Here is a 22,208-nt window from a genome sequence, read left to right on the forward strand (position 1 = left end):
CTGTTCTCTCATGGATCACGATAACGCATCCGCTCGCGTTGTCCTGGACCTGCGGCGGCTGGCGGCGGCTGCGGAGCCCGGTGCCCGGCTGCCGTCGGTGCGTGAGCTGACCGCCCGGCACCGCGCGTCGCCGGTCACCGTTGCCGAGGCCATTCGACAGTTGGTGGGCGAAGGGCTGATCGAGGCGCGGTCCGGCCGGGGCACCTTCGTGGCCGCCCGGCCGGACGAGCGACCGGCGCCCGACCTGTCCTGGCAGACGGTGGCGCTCGGTCCCCGCCCGGCCGGCGAGCAGGAGATGCAGGCGTTACTGGCGTTACCGCCGGAAGGCGCGATTCCGTTGTCCGGCGGGTACCTCGACGCCGAGCTGCAACCGGCCGCCGCGCTCGGTGCCGCGCTCGCGCGCGCCGCCCGGCAGCCCGCCGCATGGCAGCGCGGACCGACCGAGGGGCGGGCGGACCTGCGCGCCTGGTTCGCCCGCGAGGCGGGCGGCGGGTTGCGCGCCGAGGACATGGTGATCTGCCCGGGAGGTCAGGCCGCGTTGTCGACGGCGTTGCGGGCGCTCGCCACGCCCGGCGACACCCTGCTCGTCGAATCGCCGACCTACCTGGGCGCGTTGGCCGCCGCGCGGGCCGCCGGGCTGCGGGTGGTGCCGGTGCCCGCCGACACCGAGGGGGTACGCCCCGACCAGCTCGCCGCCGCCTTCGCCCGGACCGGCGCGCGACTGTTCTACTGCCAGCCGCTGCACGCCAACCCGCACGGTGCCACGTTGGCCGCCGACCGGCGGGCCCCCGTCGCCGAGGCGCTACGCGACGCCGGGGCGTTCCTGATCGAGGACGACTACGCCCGTGATCTCACGCTGGACGGGGTGGCCCCGCCACCGTTGGCCGCCGACGATCCGCACGGACACGTCGTCTATCTGCGGTCGCTGACCAAGTCGGCCGCTCCCGGTCTGCGGGTCGCGGCGATCGGCGCACGGGGCCCGGCCGGGGCCCGGCTGCGCGCGGCCCGACTGCTCGACGACTTCTTCGTCGCCGGGCCGTTGCAGCAGGCCACCATCGAGGTCGTCACCGCACCGGCCTGGGCGCGACACCGCCGGGCGCTGCGGGCCGCACTGCGTACCCGTCGTGAGGCGTTGCGGGCCGCGCTGCGTCGGCACCTGCCGGACCTGGCCGGGCAGCCCGTGCCGCGCGGCGGTCTGCACCTCTGGGTACGCCTGCCCGACGGCACCGACGACGTGGCGCTGGCCGCGACCGCCGCCGCCGAAGGGGTCGTCGTCTTTCCCGGCCGCCCCTGGTACGCCGCCGAACCGCCGGCACCGCACCTGCGCCTCACCTACGCCGCCGCCCCGCCCGAGGCGATGGACGAGGCCGTCCGCCGCCTCGCTCGGGCGCTGCGCACGGTGGCGTGACGACCCTCCCGCATCGTGTCATACGGCTCGACGAGAATCGTGCGATGTCCACCTCCACACCGCTGTCCGAGTCGTTGCACAGTCCCTCGTTCTGGGCTCGTTACACCTTCGCCCACGCGGACGGCGCGGGCGCCGATCGTCTCGGCGACCTGCTCGACGACGACGTCGACAACGAACCTGACGACGACGACGAGGACGAAGACGACCCGGATGCGGAGTTCGCGGTCGGCGACGGGTGTCGCCTGCTGCTGACCGCCGACGTCGGAATCGACTTCCACAGTCTGGAGATCGTCGTGCCGGGCTCGGCCGAGCCGGCAGAGCTGGGGTGGGACGATCTGGCGCACTGGCACCCGTACGCGCTGCGCTGGTCGGAACTCGACCTGATCTGCCGGGCGATCGCCGCCCTCGATCCGGGCCACTCGCATCCCGGGGCACCGCTGGCGCTGCTCTGCCGGTATGCCGCGGTCTTCGCCGACGACGACGTGGACGCGGCGGTGGCGGCGGTGGAGGCGGCGTACGCGTCGCTGCGGCCGTCGGGGTGGGACGGCTACTGGCCGCGTGGGACGGACTGGCTCCAGGGTGCGGACTTTCGCGACCACGGCGTCGTCTGGCAGCACGACGAGGACGGCAACCGGTGGGCCACCCAGGCGGACGGGCAGAAGCGGGACTTCTACAGCACCCGTGGGGCACCGACACCCGGCGGGTTTCCGCACGCCGAACTGCGGACCCTGCTCGCCGCCGCCGCTACTACCGTGGGGGCACGCTGACGGTGTCCCCGTCCGGCCGTGGCCGCCGGCAACGGGGTGGTCACGAACGGCCGCTACCATCGCCGGATGGATCTTCGCGGAACGATCAGCCCGGACCGTCCGTTGCTCGTCCTGGCCATCGCCGAGGAGGCCACCTACCTCGATGCGCGCCTGCCGGTGCTGCTCACCGGGATGGGGAAGGTCAACGCGGCGGTCGCGGTGGCGGCGACGCTGGCCCGTGGCCCGCTGCCGTCGGCGGTGGTCAACCTCGGCACGGCCGGCGCGCTGCACCCCGACTGGACGGGCACCCACCAGGTCGGCAGTGTGCTCCAGCACGACCTGGACACCGAGTTCATCCGCCGGTTGACCGGGCAGAGCGTCGGGGCGCCGCTGGCGCTGGGCGGTGACGGGCCGGTGCTGGCGACCGGGGACCGGTTCGTCGCCGACGACGAGACGCGCGCCGAGCTGGCCGCCCGCGCCCAGTTGGTGGACATGGAGGGCTACGCGGTGGCGTCGACCGCGCTGCGGTTCGGCGTACCGGTGCGGCTGGTCAAGCAGGTCAGCGACGAGGCCGGTGCCGGGGCGGACCGGACCTGGAAGGAGTCGGTGGACGACTGCGCGCGGCTGCTCGCCGGCTGGGTCCGGGACCACCTCTGACCGGGGTCCCGGACCGGGCCGGGCGATCCTGCCCCTATCGTCGCCGCGATCGGGACGAGGTCGTCGACGGGTCGGCCGACGGGTCGTCGTCGGCCGGTGGGGCGTCCTGGTCCTGTTCGGAGTAGCGCCACATCGATCGGATCTTGCCGGTCCGGCGGACCCCCGCCGGCCACGATCGTGCCAGCACCGCGAGGACCAGCAGGACCATCACGTTGAGGGCGAGCACCGCGCTGGTGAGCGGATCGGGCGGGGCACCGTGCTGGTGACCGGACGACGGCGCCGGCGGTGGTGCTGCTGCGCCCGGCTCGCCCTGACGCAGCGACAGCGCCACCCCGACGGTGACGATCAGCGCGACCGCCGCGAGGCCCCACCGCCGGTGCCGCGACCTCATGAGACGCCGGCGCCGGTGAGTTCGCGGGGTGCGCAGGTGCAGTTCATCTCGTCCGCCTCGTCCGGACCGGGGCGGCGGTGCAGGAACATGGCGACGACCATCGGCAGGAAGACGATGCCGTTGTAGAACAGGTGCAGCTCGACCCGAGGCACGATGAGCTGGGCGATGCTCACCGGGCCGGCCTGGCCGAAGAACGTGGTGCCGGACTGCACCTGGATGAGCAGCAGCAGATGCTCGAAGTGGTGCCAGACCTGGATGCCCAGAGCGACGGTCCACCAGGTCTTGGCCGTGCCGGTGAAGCCGGGGCGCAGCATGATGAACCCGGCCAGCATGATCAGGGCGTAGGCGTAGTGCATCCACTCCTCGGTGACCAGCCACGGGAACGGCATCCCGAGGACCCCACGGGCCTCGGCGGTCGTCCACCCCAGGCCCCATATCTGGAACGCCTGCACGAGGTGCTCGGCCCAGTGAGCGACCACGATGACGAGGAAGAGCAACAGCGCCGGACGGTGGTGCTGGGAATTGAGCCGATTCATCGAAGTCCTCACTTCACGGGTGCTCGGAGGTCGGGGGCAAAGCGCCCTGATACGACGCGTGCCCTGACGGAGAGAGCGCATTCCCGCCACACTGGACTGCGTCGCGTCGCCGCCATCTCGGCCGTTTCGTAGGGGGTGAGGAAATGGTCGTTTCTGTCGTTTCTCCCGGCTGGATCAGGTGGGCTGGCACCGCTATCACCATCGACTCCCTTCAGCGGAGGGTGCCGTATCGAGCTTCTGAGATTTAGCAACTCACGCCGCCAAAAGCAAGGGGTGGACCGACTGGAAGCGTTTCCAGTGGTGCCTCCGTCGCGTGTCGGGACGACACACGACGCCAGACGAGCGCCACCCCTCACCCGACCGGGAAGGGGGCCGGATCCCCGACGCGGGCAGGTGTTCGACTGTGGCACAGTGTTGCCTTCGCAAACGGTCGTTCAACACTCGCGTCGGTCGAGTTTTCACTGCTCAGAGGGGCTGACGATAGTCGCATCTCGACGCCGAGCGGCAGTCGCCCCCCTTGCGCACACCGTCTCACCTATGGGATAACCGCAATGTGGAAGTTCCGCCGAAGGACGGCGGCGTCCACGGTGGACGGTCCCGTCGAGATTGATTTCCATGACTGCGGTGGTCGCTTTTCGCATCCAGGACGCCACCGTTGTCCTCCGCTCAAGCGAACGCGACGCCAGCAGTTCCTCCGGTTTCTCGCTGCAGGTCGGCTGGCACTTGAGAACTGGGAGTGCGATGCCGATAGGTTTCCAGGGACGACCGATGTACCAAGCGGCGCTTTTCGCAGTTCCGCTCGTCGCGATAACACTGGGATTCGTCGTCCCGTCCGCCCCGAGTTCGGCCAGCGCCGAACCCTTTGCCCTCAGTGTCACTGCTATTGATCCGGCGGTGGATCCGGTCCGGACGGTCCGCAAGGTCAATCCCTCCGTCGACCACATCGCATCGTGGATCAGCTCGGTGGGTGCCGGTGCCGCCGTCGCCGATCTCGACGGCGACGCGTACGCCAACGAGGTCTGCCTGGTCGATCCGCGATCGGACTCCGTCAGCGTGCACCGGATCGACCGGAGCACGATGGGCAGCAGTCCCGTGGTGACGCTGCTCGACGAGAACGGAATCGCCCCGGGCGCGGCCGGGCAACGGCTCGCCTACGACAAGGACACGCAGGCCCCGATGGGCTGTCGACTCGCCGACCTGGACGGCAACGGCTGGATCGACGCCCTGGTCTACTTCTGGGGACGCGGACCGGTCGCCTTCCTGAACTCCGGTGGCATGACGTTCGCGCCGCACGAGGTGCTCGACGGTGGTGCCGACCTCGACTGGTACACGAACACCGCGGTCTTCAGCGACCTCAACGGTGACGGCATCATGGACATCCTCATCGGCAACTACTTCGCCGACGGCGCCCAACTCCTCGACACCGGATCGCCGAAGCGGGTCGACATGAACGACTCGCTGTCCCGAGCGATGAACGGCGGGAAGAACTACGTGCTGCTGGGCCGGGGCGGCTTCCCCGCCGTCTCGTACGAACTCGTCGCGGACGCCTTCTCCGAGGACCACTCGCGGGGCTGGACGTTGGCGGTGGCCGCCGCCGACATGAACGGCGACGCGTTGCCGGAGCTGTACGTCGCCAACGACTTCGGTCCCGACCGCTTCTTCGTCAACCGATCGGTCGACGGCGAACTGAAGTTCGAGAACGTCGACGGCGGCAACAAGGGACTCCTCAACCCCCGGTCCACGATGATCGGCCGGGACTCCTTCAAGGGCATGGGCGTCACGATCGCCGACGTCGACCGCGACAACGAGTACGACGTCTACGTCAGCAACATCACCCACGAGTACGGCCTGTTCGAGAGCCAACTGCTCTTCCTCGGCGACGGGGTGCGGGACGACGGCGTACCCACCTTCCGGCCGGGAGCCGAGGCCCTCGGTCTCGCCCGTACCGCCTTCTCCTGGGACAACAAGGTCGGCGACCTCGACAACGACGGGCGGGTCGAGCTGCTCCAGGCGACCGGTTTCGTCCGCGGTCCGGTGAACCGGTGGCCGGAGATCCAGGAACTCGCACTCTCCAACGACACGTTGATCGCCAACCCCCGCGCCTGGCCCGACCTGAGGGACGCGGACATCAGTGGTGCGGCGCCTCGGGTCGTCATGACACCGACAGACGACGGCCGGTACGCGAACGTCGCGGAATCCTCCGGCCTTGACGACGGGGGCGTGATGCGGGGCATCGCACTGGCCGACATCGACGGCGACGGCGACCTGGACTGGATCGAGGCGAACCAGTGGGCGGACGCCCGGCTGGTCGTGAACGACTGCGACGGCTGTGACGGGTTCGTCGGTCTGCGGATCCTGCGGAGCACCGAGGACGCCTCCCCCACCGGCCCCCGTACGCCACAGGTGATCGAGGGTCTGCGGGCCACCCACGAGGTGCGGGGCGCGGCCGCGATGGGCGCCACGGCCACCGTCACCACCCCGAGCGGCAGCACGTTCCGCTCCTACGTCGACGGCGGCAACGGGCACAGCGGGCAGAGCAGCACCGACGTCCACTTCGGGCTCGGCGACGACGCGGGAGACACCCACACGGTGGCGCTGACCTGGCGAGACGCCACCGGGACGGTGCAGAACGCCGAGGTGCAGGTGGGCCGCGGCTGGCACACGGTGGTGCTGCCATGACCGGGACGTTGACGCTGCCCACCCCGACGGCGCCACCCCGCACCCGGCTGCGGGACCTGCCCGCGAAGATGCGGCCCACCGACCCGGCGAAGATGCGGCTCGCGGCGCTGCGTCGGTTCGCCGTCGCGATCATGGTGCTCAACATCGTCGGGCATCTGTTCCTCGGCTTCGAGCAGACCATCGCCCAGATGATCCTCGTGGTCCTGATGTGCTATCTGACCGAGATCGCACTCGAGACGCTCGTGGCCAAGCGGGACGCGCGGCGGCCGGCGTACCTGTCGCGTACCGAGGCGCCCACCCGACGCGAGCGGGTGCTGTCGCTGGTCAACTTCCTCCTGCCGGCGCACATCAGCGGGTTCGCGCTGGCGATGCTGCTGTTCATCAGCGACCGTCTCGACCTGTTCATCGTCGCCGCGGTCGTCACGATCAGCAGCAAGTACATCTTCCGGGTCCGGACCGGAAGGGGCGACAAGCACTTCTTCAACCCCTCGAACTTCGGCATCACGGTGATGCTGGTGCTCTACGCCAGCACCGTCAGCATCGCGCCGCCGTACCAGTTCACCGAGAACCTCGGTCACTTCGGCGACATCGCGCTGCCCGCCTTCCTCGCCTGCCTGGGCCTGTTCATCAACTTCATCTTCACCGGCAAGCTCCCACTGATCTTCGCGTGGATCGGCGGCTTCACCGCCCAGGCGGCGCTGCGCGCGGTGTTCACCGACGACACCTCCTTCCTGGCCGCGATGTCCCCGCTCACCGGGATGGCGCTGCTGCTCTTCACGCTCTACATGATCACCGACCCGGGTACGACGCCGAGGTCCACGTCGGGCCAGATCACGTTCGGTCTCTCGGTCGCCGCGGTCTACGGCGTCCTGATGCTCTTCCACGTGGCCTTCGGCGTCTTCTTCGCCCTCACGATCGTCAGCGCCTGCCGTGGAGCCGGACTGTGGATCGCGGCACGCCGAGAGTCGAGTACGGAGTCCACCGAGCCCCGCATCGGGGGGACCCCGCCGACGATCGCCCCGAACCCCGTGCCGTAACGGCACCGACCGAGTACGTCGTCACCTGGCTCCGGCGTCCGCGCCGGTGGACGGGTCGAAAGGAGAAACAGTGGAACTCACCGAGACACTTCGAGAGACGGTCGCGATGCTGGTCATGGCCGAGCCGGAGGAGATCGGCCTCGACACGTCCTTCGCGGAGTTGGGGGTCGACTCGCTGGGTCGCCTCGAACTGATCGCCCACGTCGAACAACACCTGGGCAAGATCCTGCCGGAGAACCAGACGCCGCAACTGGACACCATCAACGAGGTCGTCGAGTTCGCCGAATCCCTCGCGGCCGCATGACCGCCAGGACACCCGTGGTCACCGGTCTCGGTGTCGTCAGCGCCGCCGGCATCGGTGCCACGCACTTCTGGCAGGGCCTGCAGCAGGGCACACCCCGCTTCCGCGAGGTGTCGCTGTTCCCGACCGACGACCTGGCGAACCACGTCGCGGGCGAGATCGGGCCGTGGACACCCGGCTTCGACACCGTCGACGCCGCCCGGCTCGACGGCGACCGGACGGTCACGTTCGCGCTCGCGGCGTTGGACCAGGCGATCGCCGACGCCGGACTCGGCGACATCCGGCCGGACCGGGTGCTGGTCGGGACGACGGTCGGCGACGTCGCCGACCACGAGGGGGCCCGACGTGAGGCCGTACGCAGCGGTGCCGGTCGGCCGGGCGCGCTGGACGTGGACACGTCACTGCGCACCCGGATCTCGCGGCACCTCGGTGGGTCGGTTCCGGTGGAGCTGTTCGTCACCGCGTGCGCCGCGGGCAACATGGCGCTGATCCGTGCCGCACAGCTCATCGCCGACGGCTCCGCCGACGTCGTGGTCTGCGGTGGAGCCGAGGCGCTGTCGCGGATGGCCTTCACCGGCTTCTCGCGGATGCGCGGCATGGCGCAGGAACGCTGTCGCCCGTTCAGCGACGCGCGGGACGGACTGCTGCTCGGTGAGGGCGCCGCCTTCGTCATCGTGGAGTCGGCCGCGCACGCCGCCGCCCGTGGCACACGGCTGCGGGCGACGATCGCCGGCTACGGTCTCACCTGCGACGCGAAGCACCCGGCGGCACCGGACCTGTCCGGCGTCGGGGTGGCACGGGCGATGCGGTCGGCGATCGCCGGCGCGGACCCCGCCGACGTCGCGTACGTCTGCGCCCACGGCACCGGCACACCGCAGAACGATGCCGCCGAAGCAGCCGCCTACCGCACGGTCTTCACCGGGTCGCCCCCGCCGATCAGCTCCATCAAGGCACTCATCGGCCACTCCCTCGGCGCGGCCAGCGCGATCGAGGCGGTCGCCTGCACGCTGGTGCTCGACCACCAGCAGACGATCCCGCAGTGGGGTCTGGACGACGCCGGCACCTCGCTCGGCGTCCGGCCGGCGACCGGCCGCCACGACGAGGCGACCCGGATCGACCTGGTGCTCAACAACGCGTTCGCCTTCGGCGGCAACAACACCTGTGTCGGCCTACGGCGGCCCGCGTACGAGGAGGCCAGCGCATGACGACCGAGATCCACTGTGCGACCGCGTCGGTCGCCGCCACCTTCGAACTTTCTCCGGTCGCGCACCTCACCGGCGTCCCGGCTGGATCGAGCGACCTGCCGGCCCTCGTCCGTCGGTACCGGTCGGCGCGGTCCGCCGTCGTGGTCCACGCCCTCCAGGCGTGGCTCCAGGACGCCGAAGCCGACCTGCCCGCCCCCGAGCGTCGCGGCATCGCCCTCGGCACCGAGACCGGCGCGGGACCGGACATCGACGAGTTTCTCGACGAGTCGATCCGTCGGGGCGACCACCTCGTCAATCCGGCGCTGTTCCCGATGACCGTGCACAACGCCGCCGCCGGCAACGCGGCCATCGCCGCGCAGTGCCGGGGCCCGAGCGTGGTGGTGAGCGCGGGTGCCGACTCCGTCTGGTCGGCGCTGGACACGGCCCGCGCGTTGCTCGTCGACGGCAGCGCCGACCTCGTGTTCGTCGGCGGCTTCGAGTCGCAGCGGCTGCCCGACGGCACCACCGGCACCCTCGCCGCCTTCACGGCCCTGAGCACCGAGCCGGCGGCACTCGGCAGACGCCACTTGGGGCCGCTGGCCGCGCAGTCGCACCGGGCCGGCGTCGCGTCGCGGCCGGGTCCCCGCGAGGCCGGGGACGGCGCCGGAATGGCGGCACTCGTCGGGTTCGCGAACGCGTTCACGCCGGAGCCGGTCGCCGCCGGTGCGGTCGCGGCGGGGGCGGTCACGCGATGACGGCCCCACCAGCGGTCGACCCGGACGCGACGACCGTGGACCGCACGACGCGGTCGACCACGTTCGTCGTCGGCGCCAGCGGCGACCTCGGACGGGCGGTGGCCACCACCCTCGTCGACGCCGGCCACCGTGTCGGGCTCACCTGTCACGCGAACGATGAGGCGCTGCGCGACCTGCTGACCCACGCGGACAAGGCCGGACTGGACAGCGTCGGGCGCCGGTGCGACACCCGGAGCCCGGAGTCGGTCCGCGCGACCTATCGAGACTTCGTCGAGGCGCTCGGGCCGCCGGGCGCACTCGTCTACTGCACCGGGATCCGACGCGACCGGCCGCTGTTGCAGATGGCCGACGAGGACTGGGCCGACGTCCTCGACACCAACCTGCGGGGAGCGATGCAGTTCGTCCGATTGGCCGGGGCGGACATGGTCCGCGCCGGGTTCGGCCGGATCATTCTGATCTCCTCCGTCTCCGGGCGGGCCGGCGTGGCGGGACAGGCGAACTACGGCGCGAGCAAGGGCGCCATGGAGGCGATGATCCGTGCGTTGACCCGCGAGTTCGGGCAGTTCGGCGTCACCATCAACGGCGTCGCGCCGGGGCTGGTGGAGTCCGCCATGACCGCTGACCTCCCCTCCGCCGTCAAGCGCGCCTATCTGAGCCGGATCCCGTTGCGGCGCTTCGCAGAGCCGGAGGACGTCGCCCCGCTCGTGGGCTTCCTCGTCTCGGACGGCGCTCGATACATCACCGGACAGACCTTCGTGGTCGACGGTGGGCTCACCGCATAGGAGGCGCGGATGACCAGGCCAGTGGTGATCACCGGACTCGGCGTCGTCAGCGCCGCCGGCATCGGCATCGACCAGACCTGGCGCACGATCGAAGCCGACCCGCCGTGCGCCCAGATGGTCGAGCTGCCCTCCGCGCGTCCGGAGGACGGCACGTTCAAGGTCTTCATGGCCCCGGACTACCGCCTCGCGGACGTCACCGCGACGTACGTCGACGGTGCCCAACTCGAACGCGAAGGCATCGACCAGCAACGCGACATCAAGCATCTCGTCGCCGCGGCCGGGCTCGCCATGGACGACGCCGGACTACGCGCCTTCCCCGATCTCGACCTGCGGGAGGTCGGGCTCGTGGTGGCCGACGAACACCCGGGCGTCGAACGTCTGGCCCGCACGCTGTACGGGGCGGTGGCCGAGCACGACACCGGCACGGCGCAGGCCGGCTACGCCGACCTGTCCGAGCAGATCTTCGCGCTGAACACGTTCCTCGCGCCCTACCTCGTCGCCCGTGCGCTGCACATCGGCGGCGAGTGTGGCTTCGTCAACTCCGCGTGCGCGTCGGGCCTCACCGCGATCGACAACGCGGCCACCCAGATCCGGCTCGGCCGCACCCCGCTGGCCGTCGCGGTCGCCTCCGACGACCCACTCAGCTCGGGCAAGTTCCGGTGGTTCGCCGACATGGGCCTGTACGCGCGGGACGGCGTCCCCCGGCCGTTCGACCCAGCAGCCGCCGGCACCGTCTTCGGCGACGGTGGCGCCGCCGTCGTGCTGGAGGACGAGGAGCACGCCCGTCGCCGTGGTGCCCGGATCTACGGTCGCCTGCGCGGTGCCGGGTTCACGCAGGACGGGTGGCGGGTCAGCGCACCCCACCCCGCGAGCGCCAACCAGGAGCGGTCCATCCGGCGGGCCCTGCGCGAGGCGGCCCTCGACCCGGAGCACGTCGACGTGGTCGTGCCGCACGGCACCGGGATCCGGATGATCGACACCTACGAGGCCAGGACGATCCGGCGACTCTGGCCGGACCAGACCCGGCAACCGGTGTGCCTGCCGCTCAAGCCGTACGTCGGGCACAACCTCGGCGGATCCTCGCTGCTGGAGACGGCACTGCTGCTCAAGGCGATGGCGGAACGACGGCTGCCCGGGACACCCGGCGCGACGCCCGCCCACGGCCTCGACCTGCCCACCGACTGGACGTCCACGCACATCCGGTACGCCGTCAAGTCCGCCGTCGGTTTCGGCGGGTTCTACGGCGCGATCGTCCTGGAGGCGATCTGACATGACCGACCGGACCCGGACCGACACCGGCCACGTCGACGCCCACGTCGACGAGGCGTACCTCGACGCGTGCGCCGACGCGTGGCAGGTGACCGGCGACCTCGCGCAGTCGATCCTGGACACGCTCGATCCCGAGGCGGTGGATGCCGGCGACGAGCATCGCGGACACTGCGTCGCCTGGCTCCGCCGGGCCGCCGAACGCCGGACACTCCCCCGGCCCGTACCGTCGGTCGACCCGACGGCGGGCAGCCACGCGCCGACGGTGGACCTGTTGCGCCACGCCGCCGGCGCGTACCCCGGCTTCCTGGACGGCACCTCCTCCGGCCGCAAGATCCTGCTTGCCGGACCGGGCATGCGGCTGTGGCACGGCTACTTCCAGTCCGACAACCTGCTGTACCGGCCGCTCAACGCCGCCGCAGCAGCGGCGGTCGAGACCACCCTGCGCACCGGTGGCGGCACCCGGATCCTCGAAGTGGGCGCGGGCACCGGCGGGGCGACCGCACACCTGTTGGCGCACTGGCCCGACGACCTACGCGGCACCTACGACTACACGGTCACCGACATGAGCGCCAGCCTGCTGGTCGGCGCCCGCCGCAGACACAGCGGGAACACCCCTGCCCCGGTACGCCTGGAGTTCCGGCGGTTCGACTTCGACCTCGCCGACGACCAGGGCCTGGCCCCGGACGGCTACGACGTCGTGCTCGCCGTCAACGCGCTGCACATCGCCGCCGACATCCCGTCCACCCTGCGCCACCTGCGGTCACTGGTCCGGCCCGGTGGCGCGCTGGTGCTCAGCGAGTCGCTCTGCGCCCCCGGCGACCTCGTGCACCAGGAGTTCATCTTCAACCTGCTGCCGTTGTCCGCCGAGGCCTGTCGGCGAGGCAGCCGTTTCCATTCGGCCGCCGCCTGGCAGACGTCCTTCGACGCCGCCGGGGTCGACGCGGAAATCCAGGTCAACAGCGCCGGCCCGGAGCTGGTGATGGTGGCCGTCGCCACCGCACCGGACGCGCCGTGAGTGGACGGCGGGCACCGGAAGCCCCCGGTCGCGTACCGGCCGTCGCGGCAGGCCCGACGCGTCCGGTGCGGGTCCTGGTCACCGGGGCGACGGGTTTCCTCGGCAGGTGGGTCACCGAGGCGTTCGCCGCCCTCGGTGACCACGTCACCACCTTTCCGGGGCGGGAACTCGGCATGGCGGCGGCCGGTCCGGGCCGCGCGCTGCGCCGGGCGGTGGCCGAGGTCGACGCCGTCTGCCACCTCGCCGCCGTCACACCGTTGCAGCCCGGTCCACGGGCCGCCCGCACCTACGCGCGGTGCAACGTCGACGCGACCCGGCTGCTCCTCGACGCCGTCGCCGGGACCAGCAGGTGCCGGGTGGTGTTCGCGTCGACCGCGATGGTCGCTGGCCTGGGTCCGACCGGGCGGCACTCCGACCGGGTCGCCTACGCCGAGTCGAAGCGGGCCGCCGAGGAACTCGTCGAACGGTACGGCTTCGGTGTCTCGTTGCGCCTCAACGCCCTCGGCGGGCCGCGCACGCCGACCGACCGGGGCATCGTCGCGGCGGCGCTTCGTGCCGCCGCCGAGGACCGGCCGTTCGACGTCTACGGCGACGGCTCGTCGGGCCGCGACTACCTGCACGTCCTCGACGCGGCGCGGGCGGTCGTCGGCGCCGCCCGCCGACCGGTCGCGGGCTACCAGGCCGTCGAGATCGGCAGTGGCCGGCTGTCCACGATCGACGCCGTCCTCACGACCGTGGAACGCGTCACCCGGCGACGGGTGCAACGCCGGCATCTGCCGGAACGCGCCGACGTCGACGACCGTCCCGCCTGCGACCTGCGTCGGGCCCGTGCGGTGCTCGACTGGTCGCCGCGCCGGTCCGCACTCGCCACCCTCGTCGGCGACCAGTGGGCCGAGCAGCAGGAGCCGGGCACGTTCTCGGCGTGCCTCCGGTGGGCCCTGGACCCGTCGGGCCGGCCGCTGACCATCGTCACGCCGCGAGCAGGAGGCCGACCATGACGACCACACCCGAGTTCGACCTGATCGTCGTCGGTGCCGGCGTCGCCGGACTCTCGGCGGCCTTCTACTGGATCACCGACGTCGACCGGGACGCGCGGGTGCTGATCGTCGAAGCCGGTACGCAGCTCGGCGGACCCGCGATCCGGCACACCTTCGACGTCGACGGACGCCGGCTCGTGTCGCCGGGCGGCGCCCAGGAACTCACCTTCCCCTCCGCCTTCGCCCCGGCCGTCCGGTCCGCCCTGGCCACCGTGGGCGTCGACACCGACCGCTTCCACACCGACACGGTGGCGCGGCACTACACCGACCGGGGTGCCGGCGGCCACGGCCTCGCCTTCGCCGCCTCGGTCTGGGGGCGGAGCCACCTCGCCGCCCACGGCCCGTCCGACGCCGTGGACCTCACCGACGCGCCGCTCGCCGCACGGGCCAGACCGCAGGTCGCCGCGCTCGTCGACGAACCCACCGACTGGCTGGCCGGCCGGACCGATGACGAGAAGCTCGCCGAACTCCGGCGGCGTAGCTGCGACGAGGTGCTTCGCGACTTCGCCGAACTCGACGAGGACACCCACCGGTTTCTGCGGTACAGCACGTCGGCGCAGTCGGGCATGACCTTCGACCAGCATCCCGCCCTGGACGCCGCGCTCATCGGCTATCTGGGCCTGGACGGCCTCGGTGTCCGCCCCAGCGGCGCGCCGTGGGACGGGCTGACCCGGACCGGCGCGAGGTTCTTCCCGCACCTGGACCCGCCGATCTACCGTTTCCCGGACGGCAACGCCACGGTCGCCCGCGCGCTGGCCCACCATCTGGTGCCCGACCTGTTCGACGCCGACACCGTCGACGACCGGCTGACCGCCGAGATGTCCGTCGACGCGCTCGACCGGCCGGACAACCAGGTCCGGATCCGGTTGAACGCCACGGCGACCGCGCTGCGCCACGCCGGTACCGACACGGTCGAGGTCGAGGTCGAGGGGGGCGGGGCAGGCACGATCACGTACCGGGCGCGGGCCGCGATCGTCGCCGCGCCCGCGCACACCACGGCGCTTCTCGTCCCGGAACTCGGGCCGGAGCAGCGGGCCACCGCCGCCGATCTCGGCCGGTACCCGATCGTGTCGGCCTCCGTCGCGTTGCGGAACTGGCGCGCGTGGCAGTCGCTCGGCGTCTCCCGGCTCTCCTGGCCCGGTCACCCCACCTGGCAGATCGCCGGGCTGGAGTTCCCGGTCGCCATCGGCGCCTGCGCGCCGTCGCCGTCACCCGACGAGCCGACGACCGCGACCGCGCTCGGCGCGCTCACCGAGGCGGGCACCACCCCCGCCGCAGGTGCGGCCGCCGGCCGTCGTCGGCTGCGCGCCGCCACGGCCCGCCGGGAGATCACCGTCGAACTGCGGCACCTGCTGGCGGAGGCGCTCGCGCCCGGCGGCCTCGTGGCCGACCGCGACATCGCCGACATCCGCGTCGAACTCTGGCCGCACGGCTACGCCCGGTACGCCACCTCGTGTGACCGTCCCGGCGACGGCAGTGCCACCACCGACGCCAGACGCCGCCTCGCCGACGGTGTCGGACGGATCGCCGTCGCCGGTGTCGACGTCATCGACCATCCCTTCCTCGACGGCGCGATGGAGTCCGCACATCTCGCCGTCACCCGTCTCGCGAACGGGGTGACCGGCCGATGACGACCCCCGTCCCGCGCCACCGACCACGGCACCACCGACCACGGAGGAACGACTCGACATGAGGTTGCTGTTCAGCAGTCTGCCGGCCCACGACCACCTGCTGGAACTGATCCCCGTCGCGGAGGCCGCGAAACGCTGCGGCCACGACGTCGCCATCGCCGTGTCGGGACGCTTCGCCGCCACCGTCGAGGCGCTCGGCATCGAGCACATCACCGCCGGTCCCGACTGGGTCGGCGACTTCCTCGACAGCCTCGACGGTGACGTCCTTCCCGAGGAGATGGAGGACTTCACGCAGAACTTCATGGCCGAGTTGTTCTGCGGAGAGGCGTGTGTCGCCATGGGCGAGGACGTCTCCCGGGCCATCGCGGACTGGAATCCCGACATCGTGCTGCGCGACACCGGTGAACTCGGCGGCTACCTCGCCGCCGAACGGGCCGGGCTGCCGCACGTCACCGTCGGGGTCCTCGACTTCAACGGCATGATGCTCGGCACGGGCGTGGTCGCCGCGCTCGACCGCCGCCGCCAGCAGTTCGGGCTGCCGCCGGACCCGGACGGCCTGCGGCAGTACGCGTACGGCCACCTGAACATGCTGTCCCCGACCTTCGCGCCGGAGGAACTCGAACTGCCCAACGTGTTCACCGTGCGGGTGGACGGCGTCCGGCGCGGCGAGGTGCTGCCGGAGTGGATCGGCGACCTGGTCGACGACAAGCGACCGCTCGTCTACGCCAGCTTCGGTACGGCGGCCTCGACGATCCCCTCCTACGGGCCCCCGCTGGCCAAGGTGATCGCCGGCATGGGCGCGGTGGACGCGAACGTCATCGTCTCCACCGGCAAGGGACTGGACTGGCACGGAAAGGAGATCATCGAAGGGGTCCCGGTGCCGGAGAACGTCCGGGTCGTCGAGTGGGTGCCCCAGGCGCTGCTCATGCGCTCGATCGACATGCTGCTCACCCACGCCGGCCCGGCCACCGCCCGCCAGGCGATCGTCAACGGCGTACCCGTCGTCGCGGTGCCGCTGCTCTTCGACGCCTTCGAGATCGCCAACCGCTTCACGCAGCACGGCATGGGCGTGCAGTTGGACTGGACGAGTTTCACGCCGGAGGACGTCGCGGCGGCGACGACCACCGTCCTCGGCGATCCGGCGTACCGGCGGGCGGCGCGCCGGTTGCAGGCCCGGACGCTGACGGTGCCGCCCATCGACGACGCGGCGGTCGGGTTCATCGAGCGGATCCACGCCGAGAATCCGCGCCGATGACCGGCACCGGCGACCGGGTGCGGTCGCGCATCGCGGCCCGGATGGCACTCACCGACGAACGTCTCGACCGTCGACTCGCGCTGTTCACGCCGGTCGACGCCGCCGTGGGCGATCTCGTCCGGGCGATCAGCCGCGAGTTCGCGGCCGGCTTCAACGACACACTGCGGGCGTACGATCCGGTGGCGGTGAGCGCGCGGGTCGACGGCATGGCGGACGACTACCTCGCCCCGTTCTACGTCGAGGGCGCCGCGATGGCGTTCGCCGCGGCGGGAGCGCTGTATCCGGGCCGGGCCCGTACGGCGCACCGCCGGCTGCTCGCCACGCTGCCCGGCCACCGGTATCTGATCTTCGCCGGTTGGGGCTGGTGGTACGCCGTACGGCCCTTCGCCGCGCAGGCGATGAGGCGCAGCCCGCTCTGGCGTCAAGACGGCCTGTTCACCGGTCTCGGTATCGACGGCATGGCGTTCGCGACGTGTTTCCTCAAGGCCGCGCCACCGCGTTTCGACGTTCCCTGCCCATTCCCCGAGGCGGAGTACCAGGCGTTGTGGTCACAGGGTCATGGTCGGGCGCTCTGGTTCGTCGCCGGTGGTCGACCGGAGGTCATCGAGGACCAGGGCGCCCGGTTGGCCCCTGCGCTCCGTCCGGAGCTGTACGCCGGTCTCGGCCTGGCGACCGCCTTCGCCGGGATGCGCCGGATGCGCTGCCTCCCGGCGGCACCATCGGACCAGGAGACCGAGCGACGGGCCTTCCTCCAGGGTCTGGCGTTCGGCCTGACCGCGCGTCGGGAAGCCTCACCCCGCAGTTTCACGCGGTTCCTCGACCAACTCGACCGGTCCGACGCCGGCTGGGTCACCACCGTCACCGACCGGTGCCTCGCGCCACCCGGGCGGGACACCAGCCGCGACGGCGGCTACGTGGCATGGCAACGTCGGCTGCGCACCGAGATCCCGATCCCGGAACGATCGGCATGAGCAGGCCACGGCACGTCTGCGCCATCCGGGACCCGATCCCCGCCTACCGGCAGGGCATCGCGCGGGAACTCGACAACGCCGGCTACGAGACGGCCGAGCCGGGCGACTGCTACGCCTGGATCCGGCGGTTCCGCCGGGCGGCCCACCCGACCGAGTACCGCCTCGCCGTGCTGCTCTCCATCCGCAGTGACTCCGACGTCGACGTGCTCTCTGCGCTCCGGGCGCACGACGAGCAGGTCGCGCTGCTCGCCCTGCTCGTGGACCCCACCGCCGACGACTACCGACGCGCGCTCGACGCCGGGGCCTGGGGTGTCGTCGACTACGCGGCGTCTCCGGACGAAATCGTGGCCGCACTGGAGGCGACGTGGGCCGGCGCCGTCCGGCTGCCCAGGGCGGTCGCCGTCGACCTGCTCAGCCGACCCGCTCCGGCCGAGACGGACCTGTCGGTGGACGAGTCCGACGTGCTGCGGCTGGCGGCGCTGGCCAGCGGATGGAGCGTCGAACGGCTCGCCAGCCACGAGAACTTCTCGACCCGGGCGATGTTCCGGCACCTGCAGGAGCTGTACCGCACACTCGGCGTGTCGAACCGGCACGAGGCCGTGGTGGTCGCCGCCCGGCACGGCCTGCTCGACGGCTCCATGGAGGCCATGCGCCACCGTGCCGAGGACGAGGGTCGTCGTGGGTCCGGCGCCCGAAACGGCACCGCGACCAGGGCGGTGCTGGCCGACGCCCACCGTGCGGATCGGCAGCCGTCCGTCACCGTGTCGGCGGCTCCGAGCCGCCAGTGACGCGGGTCAGGCCGCGGTACGCGCGGCCGGTCGCGGTAGTGGGGTCGGCCCCGACCGCGACTCGCCCGCCACCGCGCCGACCAGGCACACCAGCGCGCTGCGCGCCTGCATGTTGACCTGGTGACTGTGCACCAGCATGGCGATCACCTCGCTGACCGGGCACCACCGGAAGCCCGCCGGTGCGTCGCGGTGGTCGACCAACGCGACGAGGTGTCGGCAGCGACTGTGCAGGAAGCGTCCGCCCTCGTCGGACAGGACCGCGTCGAACAGGACCGCCTCGGCCGGGCTGTCGAGCAGAAGGGCCAGCAGCTCCGCCTCCGCGCCGGACCGTGGCTTCTCGCCACCCGCGATCTGCACGGTCGGACCCAACTCGACGTCGTCGACGAGGCCGGGCTCGGGACATGCCTGCATGAGCAGGTGGAGCTCACCGCCACGGTCGGCGACGGCAAGGCCCACCACGCCCAGCCCGACCGGCCGGATCATCGGTTGGCACCACTGGTCGACCTCGCGTCCCGCCGCGTCGACGCTGACCGCGACGACCTCGAAGCCCGTGCCGTCCTCCCGGCGGAGCGCGTCGGCGCCGCGTCGCCAGCCCTGCAGGTCCGGCAGGGCGACGCGGACGGAGACCGACGACTGCCGGGCGCGCTCGGCCGAGAGCCAGCGGGCCAGCGGCCGGACGTCGCACCGGGCGGCACCGGCCAGGGTTCGGGGCAGGACCGGCAGCCGCGCCCCGGACACGGCGAACTCGCCGGGCAGCGTCCACGGCGCACAGCCCAGGACGGCCCGGGTGTCGGCGTGCACGAGGTCGTCGTCATGCAGCAGCGCCAGCAGATCGGCGAGGTCGATCCAGCGGAAACCCTCCTGCGGCGCGAACCGTGGGGTCCGGACGATCATCACGCGGTTGCGCTTGCGCCAGAACACGCCACCGTGCTCGGACTGCCGCGAGTCGACGACGACGTCCGCCGTCGCCGGATCGAAAAGGTCCAGATACGGGACCGGTCGGCCACCGTGCACCCGTTCCCGGTTGCTCCGGGTCGCCTGCACGGTCGGCGACAGTTGGATGCCGTTGATGTTGCCGGGTTCGGCCTTCGCCTGGACGAGCGCCGCGTAGCCCCGGTCGGAGGGGGTCACCGCGATCGCCAACAGGCCGATCTCCGGCTGGTCGACCATCGGCTGCATCCACGAGTGGCGGCCGTCCTCGGTCCGCACCCGGTGTCCCCGCACGGCGAAGAACCGACCGCTGCCGTGGGTGAGAGCGGGCTCCTCGGCACCGGTGTTCCAGCCCGGAACGGCATCGAGTGGGAGTCGTGACGGCCGCGCGTACCGGACACCGCCCATCGCCTCACGCCAGTGTCGTATCTCGTCGAGCAGCGACGGGTCGGCACGCGACTCGACGAGATGCGACGGGGTGGCCACCCGGCGGTCAGTCAATCCGCACCTCCGGCACGTAACGGATCCACCGGCCGCCCCGCTCGACGAACTCCTGCTCCTTGGCGAGGATCTCGTCGGCGTGGTTCCAGGCGAAGAGCAGGAAGGTGTCCGGGTAGTCGGCGAGGTCCTGCGGGAACGCCTCGACCGGGATGCCGGAACCGGGAGTCGTCCGGCCCTGCTTCTCAGGTGTGGTGTCGTAGACGACCGGTAGCAGTCCCGGCCCGATGTCGCAGTAGTTCAGCACGGTGGCGCTCTTCGCGGTGGCGGCGTATCCGGCGACGCTGCGGCCGGCCTGCTGCTCGTCCGTGAGGACGTCCCGAAGTTGCTCGCGGCGGTCGGCGACGCCGGCCGCGAACGCCTGCAACCGGGACAGGTCGTGTGTGCCGGTGCGGTCCTCGGTAGCGATCAGCGCGCCGACGGCGGGCGTGGGGGTACGGCCGTCCCGGGCGAGCGTGTAGCGGACCTCGCCACCGTGGACGCCGAGGTGCTCGACGTCCACCAACGTGAACCCGTGCAGCGCGGCGATACGCGCGACCGAGGTGGCGGAGAAGAGATAGAAGTGCTCGTCGTAGATCTGGTCGAACGAGCCGAGACGCAGCACGTCACCGAGGTAGGGATCCTCGAAGACCACCACACCGTCGTCGGCCAACACCGTCTCCAGGCCCGTGAAGACGCCGCGCAGGTCGGGGATGTGGCACATGGTGTTCGCCGCGTAGACCACGTCGGCGGGGCCGAACTCGTCGCGTACCCGGGCGGCGGTGGTGGCGTCGAACCACTCCGCACGCGCGTTGACCCTGCGGGCCACTGCCTCGTCCACCATGTTCGCTGCCGGGTCGATGCCGAGGTGTCGGATGCCGCGTGCGGCGACCGTGGCGAGCATGGTGCCGTCGTTGCTGCCGATCTCGACCACGAAGGGATCCGGTGACTCCAGCCCGGCGACCAGGCGCTCGGCGGTCGCGGCGAAGTGCGACGCCATCCGCCTCGACGACGAGGTGCGGAACGGGTACTCCTCGTGGAACATCCGCTCGACCGGAACCGGATCGGCGAGTTGGACGACGTGACAACCGTGGCAGACCACGGCCCTGAGATGAAGCCAGAATTCGTCGGAGGGATCGTCGGGAATGCGGAATGCGTCGGACAGCGGTTGCCGGCCCAGATCCAGGAACTGCGTCACCGCGTCGCCACAGGCTCTGCAAGGCATGTAGCGGATGCTAGGCGCTGACCGGCGGCTCAGCCTGGCGTCCGTCGTGGATCACGCGGACCGCGTCGTGACCGTGTCGGTCCGCGTCATGGGTGCGCCATCTTTTCTGGCGCGCCTGCCGGATCGACTGGCGCGATTCACCGGTGCCCGATTCCGCGATGCGCTCCTAGGGTTGCGATTACGAGCAATCCTCCGGCCAGAGGCGCAGCAACACCGTCAAGACAACTCGCACGAAAGGGCAAAGAGATGATCAAGATCGGTGACATGCTTCTCGAAGAGCTCGACCGCGACCTCCCCAGCGAGATCGCCGACCCGGCCGCCGCCCTTCGGGGCCGCGCCGGACAGGTGCTCGAGGTGATGACGCCTCGGCGCACCTTCGCCGACGGCAGCCGCGGCTACCACGCGATCGCGCAGACCACGATCGAGGTCGTCGCCGGCAAGGACCCCAACGACACGACGATGCCGCGGGAGCGCTTCGAGTTCCCGGAGTCGCCCTGCGTCATCCAGCTCCACGACCCGGTGCTGACGCTCAACGGCGCCCTCCGGCTGGACCTCGAGATCAAGTCCTACCGGGCCGAGGCGACCAGTCAGATCCTGTTCCCCGGGCAGAAGGTGGCTCTCGGCGTCGGGCGGTCGTTCGACGTCAACCTGCCGCCGTCGGTCGGCCGCCTGGAGATCCCGCTCGGGATCGACTTCGCCGCCGGTGAGACGGTGCGCAGCCACCAGATGATCTTCCTGGCCGTCGAGACGCCGATGGGTACGCTGCACAACCCGGACGCGGCGCACATGTTCGCGACGGTCAACAAGGTCCCGCCGATCGGCTTCTCCTACTTCCAGGAGGGCCTCGTCCCGATGGCGAACGCCGACAACGAGGTCGTCGCCATCAAGGTGTTCACCGAGACCGCCCTGCGCCGGGTGGTCACGGACTGACCCGTCGCCGGGCAGTTCGCTCGACGCCGCCGCACCCGCCCTCGGGTGTGGCGGCGCTCGCGGTCGGCTGCTGCGGGGGCAGGTCCGACCGCTCCGAACACTGTCGACAGTGTGGCCTGACCGAGGTGGTGACCCTCGACTTTGCCGCTCGGCGACAGACCGAAATGTATGAAACGCTGCTATCGTACGCCTTCGCCCACCGCT

Annotated in this window: 21 protein-coding genes; 17 read left to right on the top strand and 4 right to left on the bottom strand. The window is 71.5% G+C overall.

The window, feature by feature from the left end:
• The first annotated feature begins 10 nt into the window (after positions 1 to 10).
• The 3 genes from ACFYTT_RS05800 to ACFYTT_RS05810 all read left to right on the top strand — a co-directional run bounded on the left by ACFYTT_RS05800 (position 11) and on the right by ACFYTT_RS05810 (position 2,811).
• Positions 11 to 1,408, top strand: coding sequence for a PLP-dependent aminotransferase family protein (locus ACFYTT_RS05800; RefSeq protein WP_387257907.1), 1,398 nt, complete (start codon positions 11 to 13; stop codon positions 1,406 to 1,408).
• 44 nt (positions 1,409 to 1,452) lie between these two features.
• Complete coding sequence (locus tag ACFYTT_RS05805; protein WP_387257908.1) at positions 1,453 to 2,175, top strand: hypothetical protein; 723 nt, start codon at positions 1,453 to 1,455, stop codon at positions 2,173 to 2,175.
• 66 nt (positions 2,176 to 2,241) lie between these two features.
• A complete protein-coding gene (locus ACFYTT_RS05810) occupies positions 2,242 to 2,811 on the top strand; it encodes a nucleosidase (RefSeq protein ID WP_131054564.1) in 570 nt (189 codons plus the stop codon).
• Between the two features lie 34 nt (positions 2,812 to 2,845).
• Here the strand turns inward: ACFYTT_RS05810 and ACFYTT_RS05815 are convergent, their stop codons facing one another.
• Both ACFYTT_RS05815 and ACFYTT_RS05820 read right to left on the bottom strand, forming a co-directional pair.
• Entirely contained in the window at positions 2,846 to 3,202 is a 357-nt protein-coding gene (locus tag ACFYTT_RS05815) for a hypothetical protein (protein WP_387257909.1), read from the bottom strand.
• Positions 3,199 to 3,738 (bottom strand): hypothetical protein, encoded by a 540-nt coding sequence (locus ACFYTT_RS05820; protein ID WP_131054566.1) that lies wholly within the window; start codon positions 3,736 to 3,738, stop codon positions 3,199 to 3,201. Before ACFYTT_RS05820 ends, ACFYTT_RS05815 begins: the two co-directional genes overlap by 4 nt.
• 894 nt (positions 3,739 to 4,632) lie before the next feature.
• Here ACFYTT_RS05820 and ACFYTT_RS05825 point away from each other — a divergent pair.
• The 13 genes from ACFYTT_RS05825 (at position 4,633) to ACFYTT_RS05885 (ending at position 18,442) form a co-directional block, all read left to right on the top strand.
• The gene (locus ACFYTT_RS05825) at positions 4,633 to 6,417 is read left to right on the top strand and encodes a CRTAC1 family protein (protein WP_387257910.1); all 1,785 of its coding nucleotides are present in this window, start codon (positions 4,633 to 4,635) and stop codon (positions 6,415 to 6,417) included.
• Positions 6,414 to 7,454 carry an enediyne biosynthesis protein UnbU gene (locus ACFYTT_RS05830; protein ID WP_176094221.1) on the top strand — a complete coding sequence of 347 codons (1,041 nt, stop codon included), beginning with the start codon at positions 6,414 to 6,416 and terminating at the stop codon, positions 7,452 to 7,454. The genes ACFYTT_RS05825 and ACFYTT_RS05830 overlap by 4 nt, the downstream gene beginning before the upstream one ends.
• A 70-nt stretch (positions 7,455 to 7,524) precedes the next feature.
• Positions 7,525 to 7,758 (top strand): acyl carrier protein, encoded by a 234-nt coding sequence (locus tag ACFYTT_RS05835; RefSeq protein ID WP_131054568.1) that lies wholly within the window; start codon positions 7,525 to 7,527, stop codon positions 7,756 to 7,758.
• A complete protein-coding gene (locus ACFYTT_RS05840) occupies positions 7,755 to 8,960 on the top strand; it encodes a beta-ketoacyl synthase (protein ID WP_131054569.1) in 1,206 nt (401 codons plus the stop codon). Before ACFYTT_RS05835 ends, ACFYTT_RS05840 begins: the two co-directional genes overlap by 4 nt.
• Positions 8,957 to 9,694: a beta-ketoacyl synthase N-terminal-like domain-containing protein gene (locus ACFYTT_RS05845; RefSeq protein ID WP_176094223.1), complete on the top strand. Its 738-nt coding sequence runs from the start codon at positions 8,957 to 8,959 to the stop codon at positions 9,692 to 9,694. The genes ACFYTT_RS05840 and ACFYTT_RS05845 overlap by 4 nt, the downstream gene beginning before the upstream one ends.
• On the top strand, positions 9,691 to 10,476 hold the full coding sequence (locus tag ACFYTT_RS05850) for an SDR family oxidoreductase (protein WP_131055917.1): 786 nt from the start codon (positions 9,691 to 9,693) through the stop codon (positions 10,474 to 10,476). The genes ACFYTT_RS05845 and ACFYTT_RS05850 overlap by 4 nt, the downstream gene beginning before the upstream one ends.
• A 9-nt stretch (positions 10,477 to 10,485) precedes the next feature.
• Positions 10,486 to 11,745 carry a beta-ketoacyl synthase gene (locus tag ACFYTT_RS05855; protein WP_131055915.1) on the top strand — a complete coding sequence of 420 codons (1,260 nt, stop codon included), beginning with the start codon at positions 10,486 to 10,488 and terminating at the stop codon, positions 11,743 to 11,745.
• A gap of 1 nt (position 11,746) precedes the next feature.
• A complete protein-coding gene (locus ACFYTT_RS05860) occupies positions 11,747 to 12,760 on the top strand; it encodes a trans-aconitate 2-methyltransferase (protein ID WP_131055913.1) in 1,014 nt (337 codons plus the stop codon).
• A complete protein-coding gene (locus ACFYTT_RS05865) occupies positions 12,757 to 13,758 on the top strand; it encodes an NAD-dependent epimerase/dehydratase family protein (protein ID WP_387257911.1) in 1,002 nt (333 codons plus the stop codon). Before ACFYTT_RS05860 ends, ACFYTT_RS05865 begins: the two co-directional genes overlap by 4 nt.
• On the top strand, positions 13,755 to 15,428 hold the full coding sequence (locus ACFYTT_RS05870; RefSeq protein WP_387257912.1) for an NAD(P)-binding protein: 1,674 nt from the start codon (positions 13,755 to 13,757) through the stop codon (positions 15,426 to 15,428). The genes ACFYTT_RS05865 and ACFYTT_RS05870 overlap by 4 nt, the downstream gene beginning before the upstream one ends.
• 58 nt (positions 15,429 to 15,486) lie before the next feature.
• Entirely contained in the window at positions 15,487 to 16,683 is a 1,197-nt protein-coding gene (locus tag ACFYTT_RS05875) for a glycosyltransferase (protein ID WP_131051987.1), read from the top strand.
• Positions 16,680 to 17,654 carry a DUF1702 family protein gene (locus ACFYTT_RS05880; protein ID WP_131051988.1) on the top strand — a complete coding sequence of 325 codons (975 nt, stop codon included), beginning with the start codon at positions 16,680 to 16,682 and terminating at the stop codon, positions 17,652 to 17,654. Before ACFYTT_RS05875 ends, ACFYTT_RS05880 begins: the two co-directional genes overlap by 4 nt.
• Positions 17,651 to 18,442 (top strand): response regulator transcription factor, encoded by a 792-nt coding sequence (locus ACFYTT_RS05885; protein ID WP_176094226.1) that lies wholly within the window; start codon positions 17,651 to 17,653, stop codon positions 18,440 to 18,442. The genes ACFYTT_RS05880 and ACFYTT_RS05885 overlap by 4 nt, the downstream gene beginning before the upstream one ends.
• A gap of 6 nt (positions 18,443 to 18,448) precedes the next feature.
• Here the strand turns inward: ACFYTT_RS05885 and ACFYTT_RS05890 are convergent, their stop codons facing one another.
• Both ACFYTT_RS05890 and ACFYTT_RS05895 read right to left on the bottom strand, forming a co-directional pair.
• Positions 18,449 to 19,873 (bottom strand): NDP-hexose 2,3-dehydratase family protein, encoded by a 1,425-nt coding sequence (locus tag ACFYTT_RS05890; protein WP_176094227.1) that lies wholly within the window; start codon positions 19,871 to 19,873, stop codon positions 18,449 to 18,451.
• Positions 19,866 to 21,074: a methyltransferase domain-containing protein gene (locus tag ACFYTT_RS05895; RefSeq protein WP_387257913.1), complete on the bottom strand. Its 1,209-nt coding sequence runs from the start codon at positions 21,072 to 21,074 to the stop codon at positions 19,866 to 19,868. Before ACFYTT_RS05895 ends, ACFYTT_RS05890 begins: the two co-directional genes overlap by 8 nt.
• A gap of 264 nt (positions 21,075 to 21,338) precedes the next feature.
• Here ACFYTT_RS05895 and ACFYTT_RS05900 point away from each other — a divergent pair, with 264 nt between their 5' ends.
• Entirely contained in the window at positions 21,339 to 22,004 is a 666-nt protein-coding gene (locus ACFYTT_RS05900) for a hypothetical protein (RefSeq protein WP_387257914.1), read from the top strand.
• Positions 22,005 to 22,208 lie beyond the last annotated feature (204 nt).

Source organism: Micromonospora sp. NPDC003816 (assembly GCF_042874705.1).
Taxonomy (GTDB): domain Bacteria; phylum Actinomycetota; class Actinomycetes; order Mycobacteriales; family Micromonosporaceae; genus Micromonospora.